Source organism: Knoellia sp. LjRoot47, assembly GCF_964253435.1.
Taxonomy (GTDB): domain Bacteria; phylum Actinomycetota; class Actinomycetes; order Actinomycetales; family Dermatophilaceae; genus Knoellia.
Window position 1 is genome coordinate 765,188 of the sequence record NZ_CAXUQS020000001.1, and the last position, 22,260, is coordinate 787,447.

16 protein-coding genes are annotated in these 22,260 nt (G+C 70.4%); 9 read left to right on the forward strand and 7 right to left on the reverse strand.

Translation table 11 applies throughout. The features are described 5' to 3' along the window. Positions 1 to 18 precede the first annotated feature (18 nt). Positions 19 to 4,002: a heterodisulfide reductase-related iron-sulfur binding cluster gene (locus ACSQ11_RS03885; protein ID WP_436003235.1), complete on the forward strand. Its 3,984-nt coding sequence runs from the start codon at positions 19 to 21 to the stop codon at positions 4,000 to 4,002. Positions 4,003 to 4,216: 214 nt separating this feature from the next. Next, on the forward strand, positions 4,217 to 5,647 hold the full coding sequence (locus tag ACSQ11_RS03890) for a DUF222 domain-containing protein (RefSeq protein WP_436003237.1): 1,431 nt from the start codon (positions 4,217 to 4,219) through the stop codon (positions 5,645 to 5,647). Between the two features lie 73 nt (positions 5,648 to 5,720). On the opposite strand, the gene ACSQ11_RS03895 is transcribed toward ACSQ11_RS03890, so the two are convergent. The 5 genes from ACSQ11_RS03895 to ACSQ11_RS03915 all read right to left on the reverse strand — a co-directional run bounded on the left by ACSQ11_RS03895 (position 5,721) and on the right by ACSQ11_RS03915 (position 11,011). Beyond that, positions 5,721 to 7,238 (reverse strand): LLM class flavin-dependent oxidoreductase, encoded by a 1,518-nt coding sequence (locus tag ACSQ11_RS03895; protein ID WP_436003239.1) that lies wholly within the window; start codon positions 7,236 to 7,238, stop codon positions 5,721 to 5,723. Positions 7,239 to 7,408: 170 nt separating this feature from the next. Then, complete coding sequence (locus ACSQ11_RS03900; RefSeq protein WP_436003241.1) at positions 7,409 to 8,326, reverse strand: ABC transporter substrate-binding protein; 918 nt, start codon at positions 8,324 to 8,326, stop codon at positions 7,409 to 7,411. Between the two features lie 114 nt (positions 8,327 to 8,440). Further along, positions 8,441 to 9,223, reverse strand: a complete 783-nt coding sequence (locus tag ACSQ11_RS03905; protein WP_436003243.1) for an ABC transporter permease — start codon at positions 9,221 to 9,223, stop codon at positions 8,441 to 8,443. Then, entirely contained in the window at positions 9,220 to 9,870 is a 651-nt protein-coding gene (locus ACSQ11_RS03910) for an ABC transporter permease (protein WP_436003245.1), read from the reverse strand. The genes ACSQ11_RS03905 and ACSQ11_RS03910 overlap by 4 nt, the downstream gene beginning before the upstream one ends. 4 nt (positions 9,871 to 9,874) lie before the next feature. After that, positions 9,875 to 11,011 carry an ABC transporter ATP-binding protein gene (locus ACSQ11_RS03915; protein ID WP_436003247.1) on the reverse strand — a complete coding sequence of 379 codons (1,137 nt, stop codon included), beginning with the start codon at positions 11,009 to 11,011 and terminating at the stop codon, positions 9,875 to 9,877. 181 nt (positions 11,012 to 11,192) lie between these two features. On the opposite strand from ACSQ11_RS03915, the gene ACSQ11_RS03920 reads away from it, so the two are divergent. Genes ACSQ11_RS03920 through ACSQ11_RS03930 form a run of 3 tightly spaced genes read left to right on the forward strand, consistent with a single transcriptional unit; the run spans position 11,193 to position 14,482 of the window. Next, positions 11,193 to 12,158 (forward strand): carbohydrate ABC transporter permease, encoded by a 966-nt coding sequence (locus ACSQ11_RS03920; RefSeq protein ID WP_436003249.1) that lies wholly within the window; start codon positions 11,193 to 11,195, stop codon positions 12,156 to 12,158. Next, positions 12,155 to 13,033, forward strand: a complete 879-nt coding sequence (locus ACSQ11_RS03925) for a carbohydrate ABC transporter permease (protein ID WP_436003251.1) — start codon at positions 12,155 to 12,157, stop codon at positions 13,031 to 13,033. The genes ACSQ11_RS03920 and ACSQ11_RS03925 overlap by 4 nt, the downstream gene beginning before the upstream one ends. 21 nt (positions 13,034 to 13,054) lie before the next feature. Then, complete coding sequence (locus ACSQ11_RS03930) at positions 13,055 to 14,482, forward strand: ABC transporter substrate-binding protein (RefSeq protein ID WP_436003253.1); 1,428 nt, start codon at positions 13,055 to 13,057, stop codon at positions 14,480 to 14,482. Positions 14,483 to 14,550: 68 nt separating this feature from the next. On the opposite strand, the gene ACSQ11_RS03935 is transcribed toward ACSQ11_RS03930, so the two are convergent. Beyond that, positions 14,551 to 15,975: an amidase gene (locus tag ACSQ11_RS03935; protein ID WP_436003255.1), complete on the reverse strand. Its 1,425-nt coding sequence runs from the start codon at positions 15,973 to 15,975 to the stop codon at positions 14,551 to 14,553. A gap of 68 nt (positions 15,976 to 16,043) precedes the next feature. Next, positions 16,044 to 17,183, reverse strand: coding sequence for an acyltransferase (locus ACSQ11_RS03940; RefSeq protein WP_436003257.1), 1,140 nt, complete (start codon positions 17,181 to 17,183; stop codon positions 16,044 to 16,046). Between the two features lie 75 nt (positions 17,184 to 17,258). On the opposite strand from ACSQ11_RS03940, the gene ACSQ11_RS03945 reads away from it, so the two are divergent. The 4 genes from ACSQ11_RS03945 (at position 17,259) to ACSQ11_RS03960 (ending at position 22,258) form a co-directional block, all read left to right on the forward strand. Next, entirely contained in the window at positions 17,259 to 18,689 is a 1,431-nt protein-coding gene (locus ACSQ11_RS03945; protein ID WP_436003259.1) for an MFS transporter, read from the forward strand. A gap of 88 nt (positions 18,690 to 18,777) precedes the next feature. Further along, the gene (locus ACSQ11_RS03950; RefSeq protein WP_436003261.1) at positions 18,778 to 20,367 is read left to right on the forward strand and encodes an ABC transporter substrate-binding protein; all 1,590 of its coding nucleotides are present in this window, start codon (positions 18,778 to 18,780) and stop codon (positions 20,365 to 20,367) included. A 26-nt stretch (positions 20,368 to 20,393) separates the two neighbouring features. Further along, positions 20,394 to 21,371: an ABC transporter permease gene (locus ACSQ11_RS03955; RefSeq protein WP_436003263.1), complete on the forward strand. Its 978-nt coding sequence runs from the start codon at positions 20,394 to 20,396 to the stop codon at positions 21,369 to 21,371. Next, positions 21,368 to 22,258 carry an ABC transporter permease gene (locus tag ACSQ11_RS03960; RefSeq protein ID WP_436003265.1) on the forward strand — a complete coding sequence of 297 codons (891 nt, stop codon included), beginning with the start codon at positions 21,368 to 21,370 and terminating at the stop codon, positions 22,256 to 22,258. The genes ACSQ11_RS03955 and ACSQ11_RS03960 overlap by 4 nt, the downstream gene beginning before the upstream one ends. Positions 22,259 to 22,260 lie beyond the last annotated feature (2 nt).

Genomic DNA, 22,260 nt, shown 5'->3' on the forward strand with positions numbered 1-22,260 from the left:
GACACTAGACTCGCGGCCATGTCCGCGCTCCAGATCGTCGCCTCCGCCATCTGTTTCCCGCTGATGCTCGTGGGGTGGGCCCTGCTCTTCCGCCAGATCGGGCGCTTCGTCGCGCTCTACCGTGTGGGACAGGCGGATCCGCGCCGCTCGGACGCGCCGATGTCGCGCACGGTGACGCTCGCGAAGGAGTTCCTCGGGCACACGAGGATGTCGCGGCTGCCGGTCGTCGCGGTGGCGCACTGGTTCACGGCGCTGTCGTTCATGCTCCTCTTCGGGACGCTCGTCAACGCCTTCGGCCAGCTCATCAAGCCGGAGTGGCAGCTGCCGATCATCGGGCACTTCCCGCCCTACGAGTGGCTCACCGAGGTCTTCGCGTGGACCGGGCTCGTCGGCATCGTCGTGCTCATGGTCATCCGCCAGCTCAAGCACCCGCGCTCGGCGGCCGGCGAGAAGGGCCGGCGCTCGCGGTTCTTCGGGTCGACCTGGTGGCAGGCCTACTACGTCGAGCTCACCATTCTCGGCGTCACGCTCTGCATCCTCACCCTGCGGGTGCTCGAGGCGGCGCTGACGAAGATCCAGCACCCCGAGGAGTCGATCGGGCTGCACTTCCCACTCACCGGGTGGCTGTCGGGGGTCTTCTCCGGGCTGTCGGTCGACGGGCTCGAGACCTGGATCGTCCTCGTCGCGACGGTGAAGATCATCATCTCGTTCGCGTGGATGATCACCATCTCGCTCACGCCGACGATGGGTGTCGCCTGGCACCGCTTCCTCGCCTTCCCCAACATCTGGTTCAAGCGTGAGGCCTCGGGCCGGACCGCGCTCGGCAACCTCAAGCCGATGACGATGGGCGACGGCCGGCCGTTCTCGATGGAGGCCATGGAGGCACTTCACGGCGACGAGGACACTGAGTCCGAAGAAGAGCCGGTCCTCGGCGTCGGCAAGGTCGAGGACTTCACCTGGAAGGGCCTGCTCGACTTCTCCACCTGCACCGAGTGCGGCCGGTGCCAGTCGCAGTGCCCCGCGTGGAACACCGACAAGCCCCTGTCGCCCAAGATGCTCATGATGACGTTGCGCGACCACGCCAACGCGAAGTCGCCGTGGCTCACCGCCTCCGAGGAGGCCCGCGCGTCACTCCCCGCGGCCACGACGGCGCTCGCGGAGCTCCCCCTCATCGGGCAGACCGGCTACGACATCGACAGCCCGCTCACGGCATACAACCCTCATGGTCCGGACGCGGTCATCGACGAGGACGTCCTCTGGTCGTGTACCACCTGTGGCGCCTGCGTCGAGCAGTGCCCGGTCGACATCGAGCACGTCGACCACATCGTCGACATGCGCCGCTACCAGACGCTCATCGAGTCGGCGTTCCCCTCCGAGCTCGGAGGGCTGTTCAAGAACCTCGAGTCCAAGGGCAACCCGTGGGGCATGGGTGCGCGCGCCCGCCTCGACTGGGCCAAGGACCTGCCGTTCGAGGTCAAGATCCTCGGCAAGGACGTCGAGTCGGCGTCCGAGGTCGACTGGCTGTTCTGGGTCGGCTGCGCCGGCGCCTACGAGGACCGCGCCAAGAAGACGACCCGCGCCGTAGCCGAGCTGCTCGACACGGCCGGCGTCTCCTTCGCCGTCCTCGGTGACGGCGAGACCTGCACCGGCGACTCCGCCCGTCGCGCCGGCAACGAGATCCTCTTCTCGATGCTCGCCGAGCAGAACATCGAGACGCTCAACGGCGCCGGCGCCCAGAAGATCGTCGTCACCTGCGCCCACTGCTTCAACACGATCAAGAACGAGTACCCCGACCTCGGCGGTCGCTTCGAGGTCGTCCACCACACGCAGCTGCTCAACCGCCTCGTGCGCGAGAAGAAGCTCGTCCCCGTCGCGCGTCCCGCGGATGCTCCCGGCATGTCGTCCGCGAAGAACGCGGCCTCGACCGCTCCCTCTGTCACGTACCACGACCCGTGCTACCTCGGTCGCCACAACAACGTCTACGCCCCGCCACGCGAGCTCATCGGCGCACTGCCCGGCGTCGAGCTGCGCGAGATGGAGCGCTCCAAGGAGAAGTCGTTCTGCTGCGGCGCCGGTGGCGCCCGCATGTGGATGGAGGAGAAGCTCGGCGGTCGCATCAACATGAACCGCACCGAGGAGGCCCTGGCCACCGGTGCCGAGCGCATCGCCATCGGCTGCCCGTTCTGCCGCGTCATGATCTCTGATGGGTTGACGGCCAAGCAGTCCGAGGGCGTCGGCGAGGACGTCGAGGTCGTCGACGTCGCGCAGATGCTGCTGGCTGCCGTGCGTCGTGGCGAGGAGGACGAGTCGGCTGCCGCTGCGGTCGCCTCCGAGTCGGAGGAGTATGCCGGCCAGTCCGGTTCCGCTGCTCCTGCCGGTGCCGCTGCGGCGGGTGCCGCGGCTGCGGGCGGCGCTGCAGCTGCGACCACGGCAGACGAGTCCGAGAAGGACGAGGCGACCACGGTCGAGGCGAACCACGCCGAGGCGACCACGGACGCCGAGGCGGACCCGTGGGACGAGCCCGCCACCGCTCCCACGGCCACGGCTGACGAGTCGAAAGCGTCCAAGACCGAGGCGCCCGCTGCCGCCGCCGAGGCAGACCCGTGGGACGAGCCCGCCCCTGCCGCCAAGGCTGCCGAGCCGGAAGCACCCAAGACCGAGGCGCCCGCTGCCGCCGCCGAGGCAGACCCGTGGGACGAGCCTGCGTCTTCTGCGGCCAAGACCGCAGAGCCCGAGGCCCCGACCTCGGCTGCTCCGGCCGAGGACGTCGACCCGTGGGACGAGCCGTCCGTTCCGGACTCGAAGGCGGAGACGCCCCAGACCGAGGCGAAGGCATCGGTCTCCGAAGGCGCCCCCTCGCCCGAGAAGATGGAGACCGCGGCCGCGGCCTCGACCGACGACGTCGACCCGTGGGATGAGCCCGCCTCCCCCGCGGCTGCCACCTCCAAGGCCGCCGCCGAGGACGCGAAGGCTGAGAAGTCCACGCCCGAGGCCAAGCCGACCGAGGCACCCGCCACGGCCGCAGCCGCCGACGACGTCGACCCCTGGGACGAGCCCGCCACTCCAGCGGCTGCCGCACCCACGGCCGAAGCCGATGCCGCCGAGCCGCAGACCCAGGAGGCCGCCACCGACACGCCCACGGCCGAGTCGACCGAGGCACCCGCCACGGCCGCAGTCACCGACGACGTCGACCCCTGGGACGAGCCCGCCACCCCCGCGGCCGCCGCACCCACGGCCGATGCCGACGACGAGCCGCAGGCCCACGAGCCCGACACCGCCACCGACGCGCCGAAGGCCGAGTCGACCGAGGCACCCGCCACGCCCGCAGCCACCGACGACGTCGACCCGTGGGACGAGCCCGCCACCGCAGCCGCGGCTGCCGCGCCTACGGCCGATGCCGACGACGAGCCGCAGGCCCAGGAGCCCGACACCGCCACCGACGCGCCCACGGCCGAGTCGACCGAGGCACCCGCCACGCCCGCAGCCGCCGACGACGTCGACCCGTGGGACGAGCCCGCCACCGCAGCCGCGGCGGACTCCGATGAGGCGACGACGAAGTCCCAGGCACACGAGACGGATGCGACCGAGGGTGACGACACGCAGGCGGATTCACCGGCGCCCGTGGCAGCGCAGTCCGACGTCACGAACCGTGACGAGCTGCTCGGCTCGCCCGACCCGTGGGACGACGCCGACGACCTCTCGGAGCGCGCCAGCCTGACCACCGACGCCGCCACCGCGGCCTCCAACGCCGACGAGGAGCCCGCGGCGGGCGTCGAGACTGAGCCCACCGACGCCCCGAAGACCGTCGAGGGCGAGACCTCCGAGGTCGAGCCCGAGGCCACGACCGATGTCGAGGCCGAGTCCACCTCCGAAGCCAACGCCAAGGCCGGCGACGAGTCTGTCGACACGACAGAGAAGGCGGACGACTCGAAGGCACCTGCGGCACCGGCCACGCCGGCCAACGCCGACGACCTGCTCAACGCCCCCGACCCTTGGGACTGAGCACTGACGGCCCCATCGAGCCCCCACCGGCATCTCGCCGATGGGGGCTCGATGTATGTCCATCCATTTCCAAGGGTGACTTTCCCACCCGAAGCGCAACACCTGAGCCTGCTGTGACAGCAGAGGCCTCCAGCATGCACAGCGTCGAATAACGTTGCGCCACAGCCCATTTCGCCACCGATCGACTGTCAGTGCCACCCCGTAGGTTCGATCCATGACCACAGCGACGGAGCTGACCTACACGGAGTGCGTGCAACGCCTGCACGCAGCCCGTGAGGCCGCAGCCGCGCTCCCATCCGTGCTGTGGCAGGCCACCGGCAGCGAGCTCGCTACCGGCCTCGAAGCGCTCGGCGAGCTGTCCGCCGCCGGAGAGGGCGCCGAAGTCGCGGTGGTCCTCGAGGCCATCGAACGCGGCGAACCCGGCTGCGCCTCACCCCCACAGACCCCACGCGAATGGGTCGTCGCGCACCACCGCCGCTACGCCGTCGCCGGCGCCACACGCGTCGTCGACGTCGCCCAGGCCTGCCGCCAGAGCAGCCACCACATCCTGCGTGAGGCCGTCGTCACCGGACGGGTCAGCATCGGCACCGCGCAGGTCGCGCTCAAGGAGATGCGCCTGCTCAAACCCCACCTGTGCCCCGACGCCGTCGACACCGTGTGGAAGGGCCTGATGACCCTGGGCGAACGACACGACGCCCGCACCGTCCGTCAACTGCGTGAACAGCTGCTGGCCGCCTACGGCATCGCGGACGCGTTCGACGACACCGAGGACAGAGCCCGCGCAGGCGCGTCCCTGACCGCCGGCAAAGAGATCGCCCCCGGCCTGTACGAGTACCTCCTGCGCCTCAGCCGCGATGGCCGCGCCCTGCTCGAAGCCGCCATCGGGCCCCACGCGGCACCCACCCCCGGCCCCGACGGCGAACCCGACGAACGCCCCACCGAACAACGCCGCGCCGACGCGCTCCTCGCCGTCATCGGCCGCGCCCTCACCGCCGGCGACAGCAGCTGGTCCTCGACCAAGGCGCAGGTGTTCGTCGGCATCGCCCTCGCCGACCTTCGGACCCACCACGGGGGGACACGCACCGGAGCAGCGCACACCGACCAAGGGTTGGCAGTGCCCGGCGCCGGGACACTGCTCGGGGCGCTCACCAGCGGCGACCTCGTCACTCCCGACACCGTCCGACGCTGGGCCTGCGACGCCACCATCATCCCCACCGTCCTGGGCTCCCACGGTGAGGTCGTCGACCTCGGCCGCGCCACCCGCCTCTTCACCCCCGCCCAGATCAAACGCCTCTGGCTCCGCGACCGGCACTGCACCTACCCTCGATGCGACGCCCCCGCCGCCTGGACCGACGCCCACCACCTCATCCACTGGGCCGACGACGGACCTTCGGACCTGTCCAACGCCGCCCTGCTGTGCCCACGCCATCACACCGTCGTGCACTCGCGACGCCTCCACGGACACGTCACCACCGACCCCCAAGGCCGGCAGAACGTCACCTGGGACCTCACCCGCGGCTCCTACGACACCGCCCTCACCCACCACGCCACCGCACCGGGCCACGCCCACCCCACCACGACCCCACCCGACACCACACCAGACCAACGCATCTCCGGAGACGACACCACCTGGCCCCGACCATGACCCCGCCCCACACCCCGACACCACACAGGCGACGGGGCCACAGCCACGTGTGTCCCGGGTTCCTGGCGTGGAGTCAGCGGCGAGCGAGCGCCGCGATCCTCTCGATGTCGTCCGCTCCCGTGAGATCCGGCAGGGCCAGGAACACCGTCCCGACTCCCGCTTCGAAGAGCCGGTCGTGCCGTTCACGGTGAGCCGCCACCTCAGCAGCGTGGTGGCGCGCGGCATACGACGCTGCCTTGGTCCGTCCGCGCAGCCGCTCGACCCGCGTCCACGTGTCGTCGCGGTCGGAGCCGACGACAGCGACGTCGAGCACGGTGACCTCGACCTCCTCGTGGGGTCGCCCCAGCTCGTCGCAGTGGCGACGCAGGACCTCGGTCTTGTGGGTGACGATCTCAAGATCCCCCTGCACGTTGCAGGCGTCGCCCCATCGGGCCGCGATGCGCAGCGTCCGCCGTTCACCGCCACCGCCGATGACGAGCGGCAACCGACCCGCCGGCCGCGGATAGCACGTGGTCTCGGGCAGCGACACCCGCTCGCCGTGGTACGCCTTGGTGCCGGGCGCCCACAGGGCACGCACCGTCTCTGCCGCCACCTCGAGCCCGTCGAGCCGACCGGCCGTGGCAGGGAAGTCCACGCCGAACGCAGCGTGTTCGCGCTCCCACCACCCGGCTCCGAGCCCGCAGAAGGCCCGGCCCCCGCTGAGGACGTCGAGCGTGGCCGCCGCCTTCGCGATGACGCCTGCTGGTCGGTAGGTGGCCGGAGTGCACAGCGTGCCGAGCATGAGGTCGGTGGGGAGCGCGGCGAGCGCGCCCAGCGTCACCCATGGCTCCGGGATCGGGTCCCACGCACGACCGACCTGCGGGATCTGGATGAGGTGGTCCATGAGGGCGAGACCCGCGAACCCGGCCTCGTCCGCCGCGAGCGCGATGCCGCGCAGCCAGTCGAGCGGGTCCTCGCCCCACGGGAAGCGTGAGACCTGGAGCATCACCTGTGGCCCGTCGGACCTCGCAGCCACGCCGGCCGAGTCAAGCCTCACCGCCCTCGCCGGATCCGTCGACGACGACGGGTCGGTCCGTGAGACCGTCGACGACATCGGAGATGACGTCGGCGCCGACGCCGCTGCCGACGCCTCGCCGCTCACGACGTGCACCTCCCAGCCCTCGGCCTCGAGCTCGCCGCGGACGTCGCGCATGCGCTGCAGCTGTGAGCCGAGGACAGACGCGGGGACCGGACGGTCACGCGCAGCGTTGCGGGCCCGGCAGGCCGCAGCCGGGGTGTCGATCACGACCGCCACGACGGGGAGCCCGGCCCTGCGCGCCAGCGCTGCCCAGCCGGCACGCCGCTCGGCGTCGAGACCCAGGGTGTCGACGACGACGGTGAGACCTCGCTGGGTCCGCCCCGTCACCACCTGGTCGAGGATCCGGAACGCGTCGTCCGAGGCGTCGAGGTCGGCAGGTCCACTCCCCAGCAGCGCACGCAGGGCGTCCGAGGAGACGACCTCGGCCGGTCGGTAGTGCCCCGCGGCCCACGTCGACTTCCCTGAGCCGGCCGCACCGACCAGGACGACCAGCGCAGGGTCGGGGATCCGCATCTTCGCAGTGTGGCACCCCGACAACCCCGCTCACCTCAGACCGATGACGGCGCCGGACGCGGCGAAGGGGTGCCAGCGAACGTCGTCGAGACGGTCTCTGGCACCCCTTCGCGCGGGAACTGCGACCAGACCGAGCTGACGGTGGATGACCGCGGGTCAGCGCGCGCCTGTCAGCCCAGGTTGTTGTCCTTGAGGAACTGGGCCGCCACGTCCTTGGCGTCCTTCTTGTCGGTGACGGTCTGCTTGAGCAGGCCAGAGATGACTTCGGTGGTGAGGGCCTTCGACACGGCGTCGAGCGCCGGGGCCAGCTGCTCGGCCTTGTCCTTCGCGACGAGCGGGACGATGTTCTGCGAACCGAAGAGCTTGTCGGTGTCCTCGAGCGAGACGAAGCCGTTCTCCGCGATCGACGGGTCGGTCGTGAAGATGTTGGCCGCGTCGACCTGGCCGTTCTTGAGCGCCTGGACGAGGCCCTGTCCGGTGAGCGGACGGAACGACTTGAAGGTCACGCCGTAGGTCGAGGCGAGACCGGGCACGCCCTGAGGCCGCTTCTGGAACTCCGGCGGCGCACCGAGCGACATCTGGCCGGCCGTCGCCTTGAGGTCGCCGATCGTCTTGAGGCTCTTGGAGTCGGCCGTCTCCTTGGTCACGACGATCGAGTCGTTGTCCTCGGCGGCGGACTTCTCGAGCATCGCGAACGTGTCGGGCAGGAGCCCTTCGACGGCCGAGTAGACCTTGTCGGGGTCGGTCTCCTTGAAGTTCTTGTCGTAGAAGAACCCAAGGGCGCCGGTGTACTCGGGGATGGCCTGGATCGACCCGTCCTCGAGCGCCTTGAGGTAGATCTCGCGGGAGCCGATGCGCGGCTTGGTCGTCGCGTTGACGCCCTTGGCCTTGAGCGCGCCGGCATAGATCTCGGCGAGCAGCTCGGACTCGGGGAAGTCGGCGGAGCCGATGACGACGTCGCCGCCGCTGGCCGAGGTCGACGAGCCTGACGGCGAGTCGGACGACAACGGGTCACCGCCACCGCCACAGGCCGACAGACCGAGGATCGCGGTGGTGGTGAGAGCGAGTACGGCAGTCATGCGCTTCATGGGGAACCCTTTTCGTTGCGATCGATCTGGCGTCGGTGCTGGTGGCGTGGGCGGCGGTGCCGGGCTGGGAGACCGGGTCCCGCGTGGTCGAGCGCGCGACATCGACCGAGGCCGTCATGTCGCATCGGGTGCAACTCCACCATCGTCCACCGACATTCCGCCTCGGGAGGACGAGTTCGCGACCTCGGGGTTGCGCCGGCCGCGCAGCGAGCGACCCGACCGCCCACCGGTGAGTCCGGGCGAGACGACGAGCCGCTGCACCAGGGCCAGGATCCCGTCCACGAGCAGCGCGAGCAGCGACACGACGAGCGCACCACCGGCGGTCGAGACGTAGTCGCCGGTCTTGATCCCGTCGACGAGGTAGCGACCCAGCCCACCGAGACCGATGTATGCCGCGACCGTCGCCGTCGCGATGACCTGGAGGAAGGCAGAGCGCAGGCCGGAGAGCATGAGGGGCAGGGCGTTGGGGATCTCGACCTGGCGGACGACCTCCATCCCGCGCATGCCCATCCCCCGTGCGGCGTCACGGGTGGCGGGGTCGACAGCCTCGACGCCGGCATACACGCCGGAGAGGATTGGCGGGATCACGAGGATGACGAGGACGACCACGCTCGGGATGAGGAACGCGAGGTCGCCCGAGATCTTGGGCCCGAGCCACAGCGCCACGGCGAAGAGCAGGCCGAGGGTCGGGACGGCACGCAGCGAGTTCGCGAGGGTGACGAGCCAGCGCGCTCGCCCGGTGTGTCCGACCCACAGCCCCAACGGAACGGCGATGACGGAGGCGATGGCGACGGCGAGCAGGGAGTACCAGAGGTGCTCGACGATCCGCGCCGCCAGCCCGCCCTCGCCCGACCACGTCGCTGACGAGGTGAGCCACTCGACGATGCTGGCGATCATGCCCGACCCCCCTGCGCCCGCACCCACGGCGTGAGCAGCCGCTGCCCGACGAGGATGAGCCCGTCGAAGAGCAGCGCCAGCACGACGCAGGCCACGATGCCGGCGACGATCTCGGCCGTGATGAACCGGTCGTAGCCGTCCGTGAGGAGGTTGCCGAGCTGCGCGACACCGATGAGCGAGGCCACCGAGACGATGCTGACGTTCGACACGGCCGCCACTCGCAGCCCGGCCGCGATGACCGGGACCGCCAGTGGCAGCTCGACGCCGAAGAACCGGCGAAGTCCCCTGTAGCCCATCGCCCGCGCCGCCTGCAGCACGTCGTCGGGGACCGAGCCGAGCCCGTCGGCGACCGTGCGCACGAGCAGCGCGACGGTGTAGACGGTCATCGCCACGACGACGTTGGACCGGTCCAGCACCCTGGAGCCCGGGATGATGAGCGGCATGAGGACGAACAGCGCCAGCGAGGGGATCGTGTAGAGCAGCCCCGACGCCGAGATGAGCACGGGATAGACCCGCGACCAGCGGCGCGCCGCCCACCCGAGCGGCAACGCGATGAGCAGCCCGAGGATGAGCGGCAGCCCGGCCAGCCACACGTGGCTGCGCGCGAGCGAGAAGATGTCGCCCCAGTGGTCGTTGACCCAGGTCACGTGGTCACGACCTGTCCCCGCTGCCCTCGGCCGCCTCGGCGAACGCGTCGGCCTTGTCCTCGTCGGGACGGTCGGCAGCCTCGATGAGCGAGAGCACCTCGTGGGCCCGCACCGTGCCGACGAGCTCACCGTCGTCGTCGACGACGACCCCGCGACGCGACGGCGACGACAGGGCAGCATCCAGGGCGCCGCGCAGCGATCCCGAGGCCCGCGCCACGGTCCCGCCGCGGTGGAGGTGGTCCGTGGTCACCTCACCCGACACCCGCGCCGGCTCGACCCACCCGAGCGGTCGGTGCGAACCGTCGACGACGAGCACCCAGTCGCCACTCATGCCCGACGTGGACTCGCCGAGCAGCACGGTGCGCTCGGAGGCGAGCGGCAGCCGCGGCGCCGGCTGGAACTGCAACGACCGGTAGCCCCGGTCCCGTCCGACGAAGTCGGCGACGAAGTCGTCGACCGGGTGAGCGAGGAGGTATGCCGGGTCGGAGATCTGCGCGAGCTTGCCACCGACACGGAGCACCGCCACCTGGTCACCGAGCTTGATCGCCTCGTCGATGTCGTGCGTGACGAAGACGATCGTCTTGCCGAGCTCGGACTGCAGGTCGAGGAAGACGTCCTGGAGCTGGTCACGCACCACCGGGTCGACGGCGCTGAAGGGCTCGTCCATGAGCATCACCGGCGGGTCGGCCGCGAGCGCCCGCGCCACACCCACCCGCTGCTGCTGGCCGCCGGAGAGCTGTGACGGATAGCGGTCGGCGAGCTCGGGCGCGAGACCCACCCGTGAGAGCAGCTCGCGCGAGCGCTCGAGCGTCTCCTTCTTGTCCCAGCCGAGGAGGCGCGGCACGGTGCCGACGTTGTCGAGGACGGTGCGGTGGGGGAAGAGGCCGGCGTGCTGGATGACGTAGCCGATCCCGCGCCGCAGCTGCGCCTCGTTCATCCGCCCGGTGTCCTGGCCGTCGAGCAGGATCGTGCCGCTCGACGGCTCGATCATCCGGTTGATCATCCGCAGCGACGTCGTCTTGCCGCAGCCGGAGGGGCCGACGAGGACGGTGATCTTGCCGGTGGGAGCCGTGAGGCTGAGGTCGTCGACGGCGACCGTCCCGTCGGGGTACTGCTTGGTCACGCCGTCGAACCGGATCATCTGTGCCCCTCGTCGCGGTTGGAACCTCCAAAATAACCGGGCCACGCGGCATACGCGCAGTTCAGAACGCACGAATCGCGAGGGAGAAAACTCCCCGGTCGCGGCACCGGAGCAACAGAAACGCAGCAATGACGCCTAGCATGACGCCGACCACCCACAACGACGAGGGACGAGGTGCGACGTGACGACGACGACCGGTGACCCGGTGCGCGCCGAGCACGACCCCGAGCAGCCATCCGAGCCGAAGTCGACCACCGCGGCCGGCGCCGAGGCCAGGCGGGAGCGCTGGATCGCGCTCGGCTACCTCGTGCCGGCGCTCGTGATCTTCGGGCTCTTCATCTTCTGGCCGCTCGTGAAGTCGATCCTGCTGTCCGTCCAGGGCACCGACATCCTCGGCAACCCGAGCGGGTTCGTCGGGTTCGTCAACTACACGCGACTCTTCAGCGACCCCGACTTCCTGCAGGTGCTGTGGGTGACGTTCGCGTTCACGATCCTCACGGTGATCCCGAGCATCGCGATCGCGCTCCTCATCGCACTGCTGCTCCAGTCACGGATCCGGGGAGTGCGGTTCTTCCGCACCGCTTTTGCGCTGCCCTTCGCGTTCTCGGTGGCGACGGCATCGGTGATCTTCGGCGTGCTGTTCAACCCGGCGAGCGGTGTCCTCAACGGCATCCTCAACACCTTCGGCGTCGACAAGGTCCAGTGGCTCACCAACCCCGACCTCGCGCTGTGGTCGGTGTCCGGTGCGACGGTGTGGATGCAGATCGGCTACAACCTGCTCGTCCTCTCCGCGGGCCTGGGCGCCCTGCCCGAGGACGTCCTCGAGGCGGCGCGGCTCGACGGCGCGAGCGGCTTCCGGCTCCAGCGCAGCATCATCATGCCGCTGCTCACGCCGCAGCTGTTCTTCCTCGTCGTCGTCGGGACGATCCACTCGCTGCAGAGCTTCGGGCAGATCAAGATCCTCACCGTCGGTGGCCCCGAGGACCGCACGACGACCCTCGTCTACTCGATCTACGAGCAGGCGTTCGCCAACAACAACAGCAACTACGGCTACGCGTCGGCGCAGGCGATGGTGCTGCTCATCATCGTCCTCGTCATCACCGCGCTGCAGTTCGGCGTCCTCGAGAGGAAGGTGTTCTACCGGTGACCACCACCGCGCAGAAGCCGGAGCAGAAGCCGACGCAGAAGCCGAGGCGGCGCTCCTCGTCCAAGCCGTCGAACATCGGCAGCTACCTCATCCTCGGGGTGCTCTTCCTCGTCGTGCTCTTCCCCGTCTACTACGGGCTCGTCGGCTCGTTCATGGGTGAGCGCGACACCAACAGCTTCCCGCCGGCGCTGTGGCCCAAGAACGGCGTCCACCCCGAGAACTACTCCAAGGCGCTCGACATCATCCCGCTGGGCAACCAGTACCTCACGAGTGTCCTGCAGACCCTCGGCATCACCCTCGGTCAGATGGTGACGAGCGCCCTCGCGGCATACGCGTTCGTCTTCCTCAACCTGCGCTGGCGCGCGTTCTGGTTCGGCGTCTTCCTGTCGACGATGATGATCCCGTTCGAGTCGATCATCATCCCGAACTACCTGCTCATCTCGCAGTGGGGACTCAAGGACACGATCGCCGGGCTCACCCTGCCGTTCCTCGCGACCGGCTTCGGGACGTTCCTCCTGCGGCAGTCGTTCCTGTCGTTCCCGATGGAGCTGCGCGACGCGGCGCGGGTCGACGGTGCCGGGCACTTCCGCTTCCTCTTCTCGATCCTGCTGCCGCTGTCACGTCCCAGCCTCGCGGCGCTCGGCATCTGGTCGGCACTCTCGGCCTGGAACATGTACTTCTGGCCACTCCTCGCCACCGAGGACCCCAAGCACCAGACGATCCAGATCGGCATCAGCCAGCTCCAGAGCTCGGACTCCGACTCCCCCGGCATGGTGCTGGCCGGCGTCATGCTCGCGCTCTTCCCCACCCTCCTGCTCGTGATCTTCGGGCAGCGCTTCATCGTCCGAGGCCTCACCACGGGCGCCGTCAAGTAGTTGAGAACAAAGGAGTTCCACGTGAAGACGAGACCAGGCGCCCCCAAGGCGCGCAGGCTCCGGTATGCCGTCCCGGCAGCTGTGGCATCCGCGTCACTGTTCCTCGCCGCCTGCGGCGGGGGCACGGACGACGGCGGGGAGGGGGGCGACGGGGGCAGCGGAGGAGCCCCCGCAGCCGACGTCCTCGACAAGGCCAGCGGCGTGACGACCGTCGCGTTCTGGCACGCGATGGACGGCACCAACGCCGAGGCTCTCACCAAGCTCGTCGCTGACTTCAACGCGCAGAACACCGGCAAGATCGAGGTCAAGGCGACCTATGCCGGCAAGTACGACGATGCGATCACGAAGTACAAGGCGGCAATCCAGAGCAAGTCCACTCCCGACGTCATCCAGATCTACGACATCGGCACCCGCTTCATGATCGACGCGAAGCAGACCATCCCGATGCAGTCGTTCATCGACCGCGACAAGCTCGACGTCGGTGACCTCCAGCCCAACATCACCGGCTACTACAGCATCGACGACAAGCTCAACTCGATGCCGTTCAACACCTCGATGCCGGTCCTGTACTACAACAAGTCGCTCTTCAAGAAGGCCGGACTCGACCCCGAGGCCCCGCCGCAGGACCTCGCCGCCATCCGCACCGCTGCCGAGAAGCTGTCGAAGAAGGCCGGCGGCCCCGCCGACTACGGCTTCGGGGCGGCGATCTACGGCTGGCTGCTCGAGCAGTTCATCGCCACCGACGGCAAGGAGTACTGCGACCAGGGCAACGGCCGCGACGGCAAGGCCACCAAGGTCCAGTTCGACTCGCCCGAGTCGGTCGAGGTCGTCAAGTGGTGGCAGACCATGGTCAAGGACGGCCTCGCCGCCAACACCGGTCGCGACACCAAGGCGGCCCAGGCGGCCTTCAAGTCCGGCCAGCTCGCCATCACGCTCGAGTCGACCGGCCAGCTCGGCGGCTTCAGCAAGGCGGCCAAGGAGGGCGGCTGGGAGCTCGGCGCCGCCAACTACCCGCACATCAAGGCGGGCACCGAGGGCGGCCCGATCATCGGCGGCGCGTCGCTGTGGATCAACGGCGAGAACCACGAGGACGCCAACAAGGAAGCCGCGTGGCGCTTCGTGAAGTTCCTCGCCGACAAGAAGAGCCAGGCCCAGTGGCACACGGGCACCGGCTACTTCCCGATCAGCAAGGGCGCGCTCGACGAGCCGGTCGACGTCGAGTACCGCAAGGCCAACCCGCTCTTCGACGTCGCGGTCAAGCAGCTCGAGAGCACCAAGCTGAGCAAGGCCACCCAGGGCTGCCTCCTCGGCGTCATGCCGCAGGCGCGCAAGGCCTCCGAGGACGGTCTCGAGGCCGCGCTCAACGGCACCGACCCGCAGCAGGCCATGACCAAGGCGGCCGAGTCGCTGTCCGGTCAGATCAGCCAGTACAACTCCTCGGTGGGCTGACCCCCACCCCCGACTGATTGCCCTTTCGTGAGGTGAGGAGCGCAGCGACGAGCCTCACGAAAGGGCAATCAGTCGTCGGACGCCAGCGAGGCGAACGGTGACGCCTCCTCGAGATCCACGGCGATCTCGAGGAGGCGTCGCTCTTCCCCGAGCCGGGCGGACAGCATGACGCCGACGGGTCGACCGTCCTCGGTGCGACCCAGCGGCAACGAGATCGCCGGCGCCCCGGTGGCGTTGGCCAGCGGCGTGAACGCGGCGTACTCGACGAGGCGGGCGAAGTGGACCTCGAAGGGCTGGTCGGCGCCGAGGTGACCGATCCGCGGCGCCGTCGTCGCGAGCACCGGCGTGAGCACGAGGTCGACGTCACCGAAGGTCCGCTCCTGGAACCGGCCGGACGCGGCGAGGCGCGCGACGAACAGCGGCGCCCGGTGCGCCCGCCGCCGGAAGCGCTTGGCGAGGCCGAGCGTCAGCGGGTCGAGGGCCGCCGTGTCGAAGTCGGGCCCGAACATACCGCCGCGGTTCTTCGCGACGGCCCAGGCGAGCAGCGACCAGTAGTCCTCGAAGTCGGTCTTGAAGAAGCCCGGGATCGGGGGCGCGTACTCGACGACGGTGTGCCCCAACGACTCCAGCAGGTCACGGGTCCGCTCGACTGCCGCGCGCGTGTCGGCGTCGGACGGCGGGGCGAACGGCGAGTCGACCATGACCCCGATCCGCAGCGGTCGCGCCGGGCCGTCGTCCACCCGCCCGATCGGCTGGAGCCGCGGGTTGCGATAGCTGCGCTCCGCCGCCTCGAAGAACCGGGCCGTGTCACGCACGCTTCGGGTCAGCACGCCGTCGACGACGACCTTGACGGGCATCGACGCGTTGCCCTCGTCCAGACGCAGCCGACCGCGTGACGGCTTGAGCCCGACGAGCCCGCACGCGGCCGCCGGGATCCGGATCGACCCGCCGCCGTCGTTGCCGTGGGCGATCGGGAGCGCACCGGAGGCGACGAGCGCGGCCGAGCCTCCCGACGAACCACCGCTGCTGTATGCCGTGTCCCACGGGTTGCGCGTGACGTCGCCGCCGACCCTTTCGGTCGTCGCGGTCCACCCGAACTCGGGCATCGTCGTCGAGCAGACGGGGATGACCCCGGTGTCGAGGAACTGACGCGTGAACGCGCCGTCGACCTCGCCGGGCTGGGACGGGACGGCCCGCGAACCCATCGTGGCCGGCATACCGGCGACGTGGATGTTGTCCTTCGTCGCAGTCGGGACGCCCGCGAAGGCCCCACGCACGCGACCGGACGCGGCCCGGCGCCGAGCACGGTCCCGGTCCCACGCAGCCACGGCGTTGACGTCCCCGTTGACGACCTCGACGCGTGCGATGGCGGCGTCGACCGCCTCCTGCGCCGAGATCTCGCCGCGGGCGATGCGTTCGGCGACGCCGGTGGCGTCGTCGGTGCCGAGGGCGTCGTCGGTGAAGGCGCTGATCCGCGTCGTGGCAGCAGTCATGCACCAGTCCTACCGGACGGTAGCCCCGGACGGAGCGGACGTGTGACCGATTCCCGGCGTTGGACCGGTCAGACCGTGCGGCGCAGCAGCGGCAGCCGGTTGAGGATCTCGCTCACGACGAACGACACGACGACGACTCCGACGTTGAGGGCGAGCAGCATCCCGAGCGTCGTCGCGCCCTTGGGGAGGTCGAGAACCCGCAGCGCGACGAACAGCACGAGCAGGTGGCAGGCGAACACCCCGAGGGTGAGGTTGCCGAGGTGCCGCACCCGGCCGGCGATCGCGGGGGCCGCCAGCCTCGACGTCGGCGAGACGATGCTGCGGCACAGCAGGTAGACGCCGATCGAGCCGAGGGCGAGCAGCCAGCCTTGGTAGGACAGCGGGACCAGGGTGTTGACCGCCTTGGGCAGCGGGGCCGGCAGCTGGGGCAGCACCGTGACCTGGAGGGTGAAGCCGAGGCAGATGACGAACGTCGCGACGGCCAGCGCCACGAGGCGGGCACCCCGGACGACGACGTCCTTGAGCACGTAGCCGAGCAGGAAGAAGCCGACCCAGGGCAGGAACTGCGTGACGACGGTCGGCCCGGTCGCGAGGCTCGACGACCCCGCGAGGAGCGGGATGACCCGCTGCAGCGTGAGCTCCGCCGCGGGCAGGGCTGTGATCCCGAGTGCCACGACCGTGAGCGCATTGGTGCTGAACGCGTCGATGACCGGCCAGATGAGCGGCGTGACGACATAGAGGCCGAGGATGAGCCAGAAGAAGTACATCGCCGTGTAGACCTCGCCGCGCAGCAGGCTCGCGGCGAGCTTGCGGAGGTTGGGCGAGCCCTCGGACTGGTAGAAGAGGATCCCGATGTAGACGAGGTGCCAGAACACGAGCGGGATCCCGATCCGCGACAGCCGCCGGCGGTAGAACGTCATCGGCGACCGGTCCCGCGGGGGCTTGAGCAGCAGCGCGCCGCTCACCATGACGAAGACCGGCACCGCCCACTTCGTGCTGAACGTGAGGAGCGCGGCGACGTGCCACGTCCCCGTGCCCTCGAGCGCCGGGTTGGCGTACGTGTAGCCCGCGACGTGGATGAACGCGACGGCGATGATGGCGACGACGCGTGCGTAGCTCGTCCAGGCGAGCTCCCGGACGCGGGCATCGGGGTCGCTGGCCGGAGGGTCGGCGGCAGGAGGGTCGGTGGCGGGGCGGGTCGTAGTCATGGCACCGAACAGCATCCTCCACCAGCGCCCGAGAACCCAGCCGGCCACGAGCATTCGTGCCCCGCGGGCGCGACAATGGTCGACGTGACCGAACTCCTCACCCGGGACACGACGCGCGGGCGCGTCACCCTCACCGCCGTGACCCTCGGGTCGGGCATCGCGATCCTCGACGGGTCGGTCGTCAACGTCGCCCTGCGCACCATCGGCACCGAGCTCGACGCGTCGCTCGAGCAGCTGCAGTGGGTGATCAACGGCTACATGCTCGCCCTCGCCTCGCTCGTCCTCGTCGGCGGCGCGCTCGGTGACCGGCTCGGGCGCCGGCGCATCTACCTCGTCGGGATGGCGTGGTTCCTCGTCGCGAGCGCCCTGTGCGCCGTCGCCCAGACCCCTGGACAGCTCATCGCCACGCGTGTCCTCCAGGGCGTCGGGGCAGCGCTGCTCACGCCGGGCGGCCTGGCGATCATCCAGTCGGCCTTCCGGCGCGAGGACCGCGCGGCCGCGATCGGCACGTGGGCGGGGCTGAGCGGGATCGCCGCAGCCATCGGGCCGTTCGTCGGCGGCTGGCTCGTCGACAACGGGGGCTGGCGCTGGATCTTCGGCATCAACGTCCCCCTCTGCCTGGCGGTCATCGCGCTGACGCTCTGGGCGACCCCGGAGTCACGCGACACCGAGGCGACCGGTCGCGGGTTCGACGTCCTCGGCGCGGGGCTCACGGTGCTCGCGCTCGGAGGGCTCACCTACGCCCTCACGGCGTCGGCGACGATGAGCCGACCGTTGCTCGTCGCCGTGTCGGTCGTCGCGGGGGTCGCGGCCGTGGGGTTCGTCGTCGTCGAGTCGCGTGCCCGCACGCCGCTCGTCCACCTCTCGCTCTTCGGCGACCGGGTGTTCTCTGCCGCGAACGCCATGACCTTCGTCGTCTACGGCGCCCTGGGCGTCGTCTTCTTCATCCTCGTCCTCCAGCTCCAGGTGTCGGCCGGCTGGTCCGCGCTGTCGGCGGGGCTCACCGGCCTGCCGGTGACGATCGCCCTGATGTTCCTGTCGTCGAGGGCATCCCAGCTCTCGGAGCGCATCGGACCGCGCATCCCGATGTCGGTCGGACCAGTGGTGTGCGCCGTCGGGGCACTGCTCCTGCTGCCGGCCGGGCGCGGGGCGACCTGGTGGACGGTGCTGCCGGGGCTCGTCGTCTTCGCCCTCGGTCTCGCGCTGCTCGTCTCCCCACTCACCTCGACCGTGCTCGCGGCCGCCCCGGACCGGTATGCCGGTGTCGCGAGTGGCGTGAACAACGCCGTCGCGCGGGCCGGCTCGCTCCTCGCGGTGGCCGCCCTCCCCGCGCTCGTCGGGCTCACCGGCGACGACTACCGGGACCCGTCGGCGATGACGTCCGGGTTCCGCGCGGCGATGGTCATCTGTGCCGTCCTGCTCACCGTCGGGGGCGTGGTGAGCTGGTTCGGGCTGGCCGGCCGCTCGCACCCGGCGCCGGGGACCACGGATGAGACGGTCATGTAGGAATCTTCCACTCGGAAGTTCTCGACTGTAGGGTTTCTCCGAATCGCCTCGCCCCGGCGACCGCACCCGAAGGCACAGGAGATCGACGATGATCCGCACCGCCCGCCCGTTCGCCCCGCTGAGCCTCGCGGCCACGGCGGCCGCCTCGCTCGTCCTCGTGTCGGCGTGCTCGAGCGGCGCCGGGACCGGAACCGGGACGGGCACCGAGGCCAGGACCGAGCCCGGCAAGGCCGGTGGCACGGCGGTGTTCGCCATGACGAGCGACCCCGACACGCTCATGCCGTGGAAGGCGACGCAGTTCCAGGCGGTCAACGTCCTCGGCAACGTCTACGGCACGCTCACCGAGTATGACAAGGACCTCAAGACCGTCCCCGGGCTCGCCGAGAAGTGGGAGCCCTCGGCCGACGGCAAGACCCTCACCCTCACCCTGCGCAAGGGTGTGAAGTTCACCGACGGCAGCGACTTCGACTCCGCCGACGTGAAGTTCTCGCTCGACGCGATCCGCGACGAGAAGACCGCCGCCGTGGCCCGCAGCGCCCTCGCCAACGTCACCGAGGTCACGGCCACCGACCCGTCCACGGTCACCCTCACGCTCTCCGCCCCGGACGCCGCCCTCCCGGCCGGCCTCGCCAGCGTCAACGTCGCCATGCTCCCCTCGGAGGCGTCCGCGCCTTCCGCCATGAGCGCGCTCGAGACCACCCCCAACGGCACCGGCCCCTTCACCTTCGAGAGCCGCACGCCGTCGCAGTCGGTCAAGCTCAAGCGCAACGACGCCTACTGGGGCGACAAGGCCCTCCTCGACGGCCTTGAGTTCCGCGTCATGCCCGACGAGAACGCGATCGTCACCGCTCTCAAGTCCGGCAACGTCCACCTCGCGACGATCAACGACCCGCTCGTCGCGCGCACCGCCGAGGGCGGTGACCTCACGGTGACGAAGACTCCGCAGCTGAGCTACCACACGCTCCAGCTCAAGGCCTCGAGCACGACCCAGCCGGCGCTCGCCGACGTCAACGTCCGCCTCGCCATCGCGTGCGCTGTCGACCGGCAGCAGGTCCTCGACACCGCGGCATACGGGGAGGGTGAGGTGACCGGTCCGATCACGGCACCGGAGTACAAGTCCGACCCGGCCAAGCGCCCGTGCCCGAAGCGCGACGTCGCCAAGGCCAAGGAGTACCTCGCCAAGGCCGGCGGCGGTGCCCTCGTCCTCAAGACGATCGTCAGCCAGGGCGAGTACGCCACCTCGGTCAACGAGGCGCAGAACCTCAAGAGCCAGCTCGCCGAGGCCGGGATCACGCTCGACCTCGAGGTGCTCGACATCGCCGCGTTCGTCAAGCGCTGGGTCGCCGGTGACTTCGAGGCCGCCGTCGCGCTCAACGGCGGTCGCCCGGACCCGGACACGATGTACGGCCGCTACTTCACGAGCAAGGGCAACCTCCAGGCCGTCGCCGGCTACTCCTCCCCCGCGCTCGACGCGCTCTTCGCCGAGGGCAAGGCCACGCAGGACGAGGCCAAGCGCAAGGAGGTCTACGCCAAGGTCTCCCAGGAGCTCGAGGACAACGCCGCGTGGGTGTGGTTGTTCACGAGCAACGCCAACACCGTCGCGTCGTCCAAGGTCGCCGGCTTCGTCCCGATGAGCAACGGAAGCCTGCAGTCGCTGCGCACGACCACCATCCAGTGACCTCGCCGGCACTCACGTCGAGGTCGGTGTCCTCGCAGGCACTGCGGCGGTTCGCCTGGCGCCTCGTCGCGGTCGCGGCGACGCTGCTGGGGGTCGCGCTGCTCGTCTTCGTCATGCTCCGCGCGATCCCGGGCGACCAGATCACCGCCTCGCTCGGCACCGAGGCCGCGGCGCTCACCCCGGCCCAGCAGGCGGCGCTGCGCGAGTACTACGGCATCGACCAGCCGCTCGCCGCGCAGTTCTTCTCGTGGCTCGGCGAGCTCGTCCAGGGCAACCTCGGCTGGTCGATCCGGTCCCGCACGAGCGTCGCCTCGCTCACCGGGGCGGCCCTGCCGGTGACCCTCGAGCTGGCCGCGCTCTCGATCGTCGTGGCCCTCCTCATCGGCATCCCCGTGGGCATGCTCGCGGCAGCCACTCCCCACACCTGGCGCGACGGTCTGGGCCAGCTCGTCGCCCTCCTCGGCCTGTCCGTCCCGGCGTTCCTCCTCGCGAGCTTCCTCCTCACGTATGCCGCGTCGGGACTCGGCTTCAACCCGAACGGCCAGCCGTATGCCGTCCCCTGGGACGGGGTCTCGTCGCTGGGTCTCAACCTGCAGCAGATGCTCCTGCCCGCGCTCACCCTCGGGTTCGGGATCGCCGCGCCGATCGCGCGCACGACCCGCACGGCGGTGCTCTCGGTGCGCGACGAGGACTTCGTCCGCACGGCTCGGGCCAAGGGGGTCGGCGAGCGTCGGCTGCGCCGTCGCCACGTGCTGCGCAACGCACTGCTCCCGGTGACGACGATGACCGGGCTGCAGCTCGGCTACCTCCTCGGTGGCGCCGTCGTCGTCGAGCAGATCTTCTCGCTCCCCGGGATCGGGCGGCAGGTGCTGCTCGGCATCCAGCAGAAGGACTACGCCGTGGTGCAGAGCACCGTCCTCGTCATCGCCCTCGCGTTCGTGCTCGTCAACATCGTCACGGACCTCGTCTACCGGGCGGTCGACCCGCGGGTGCGTGCGTCGTGAGCGCCGACGGCGCGGGAGCCGCGGGTGGTCTCAGCGTCGACGTGACGTCGGCGCCGACGCGGCCGTGGCACCGGCTGCGGCGTTCGGTGCCCGGGATTCTCGGGCTCGTCATCATGGCGGTGCTCCTCGTCGTGGCGGTCCTCGCCTGGCTCGGCGCCCTCCCGCACGACCCGATCGCGCAGGACGCCCCGAACCGGCTCCAGCGCCCCTCGGGTGCGCACTGGTTCGGGACCGACCAGTTCGGCCGTGACGTCTTCTCGCGGGTGGCTGCAGGCCTGGCCAACTCGGTGCTCATCGCCGGTGTGGCCGTCGCCCTGTCGGCCGCCGTCGGGACGCTCGCCGGTGTCGTCGCGGGCTACCTGCGGGGTGCGGTCGACGCCGTCTTCGGTGGCGTCGCCAACGTGTTCTTCGCGTTCCCACCGCTGCTGCTCGCGCTGACGCTGGTGTCGGTGCTCGACCGGACGTGGTTCACCGTCGCGCTCGCCATCGCCGTCGTCTACGTCCCGATCTTCTTCCGGGTCGCGCGCGGACCGGTGCTGTCGCTGCGCGAGCAGGACTTCGTCCGTGCCGCCGTGAGCACCGGCCAGAACCCGTGGGCGACGATGGCGCTGCACGTGCTGCCCAACATCAGCGGGCTCGTCATCGTCCAGACGGCGCTGTCGCTGTCGTGGGCCGTGCTCACCGAGGCGTCGCTGTCGTTCCTCGGCCTCGGCGCCCCGCCGCCCGCCCCGTCGCTGGGCTCGATGATCTTCGAGTCCCGCAACATCGTGTCGATCGCGAACTGGACGATGATCGCGCCCGGCATCATCGTCGTGCTCCTCGTGGGCGGCCTCAACCTCCTCGGCGACGGACTCCGCGACGCCTTCGACGTCAAGGGACGGAACTGACC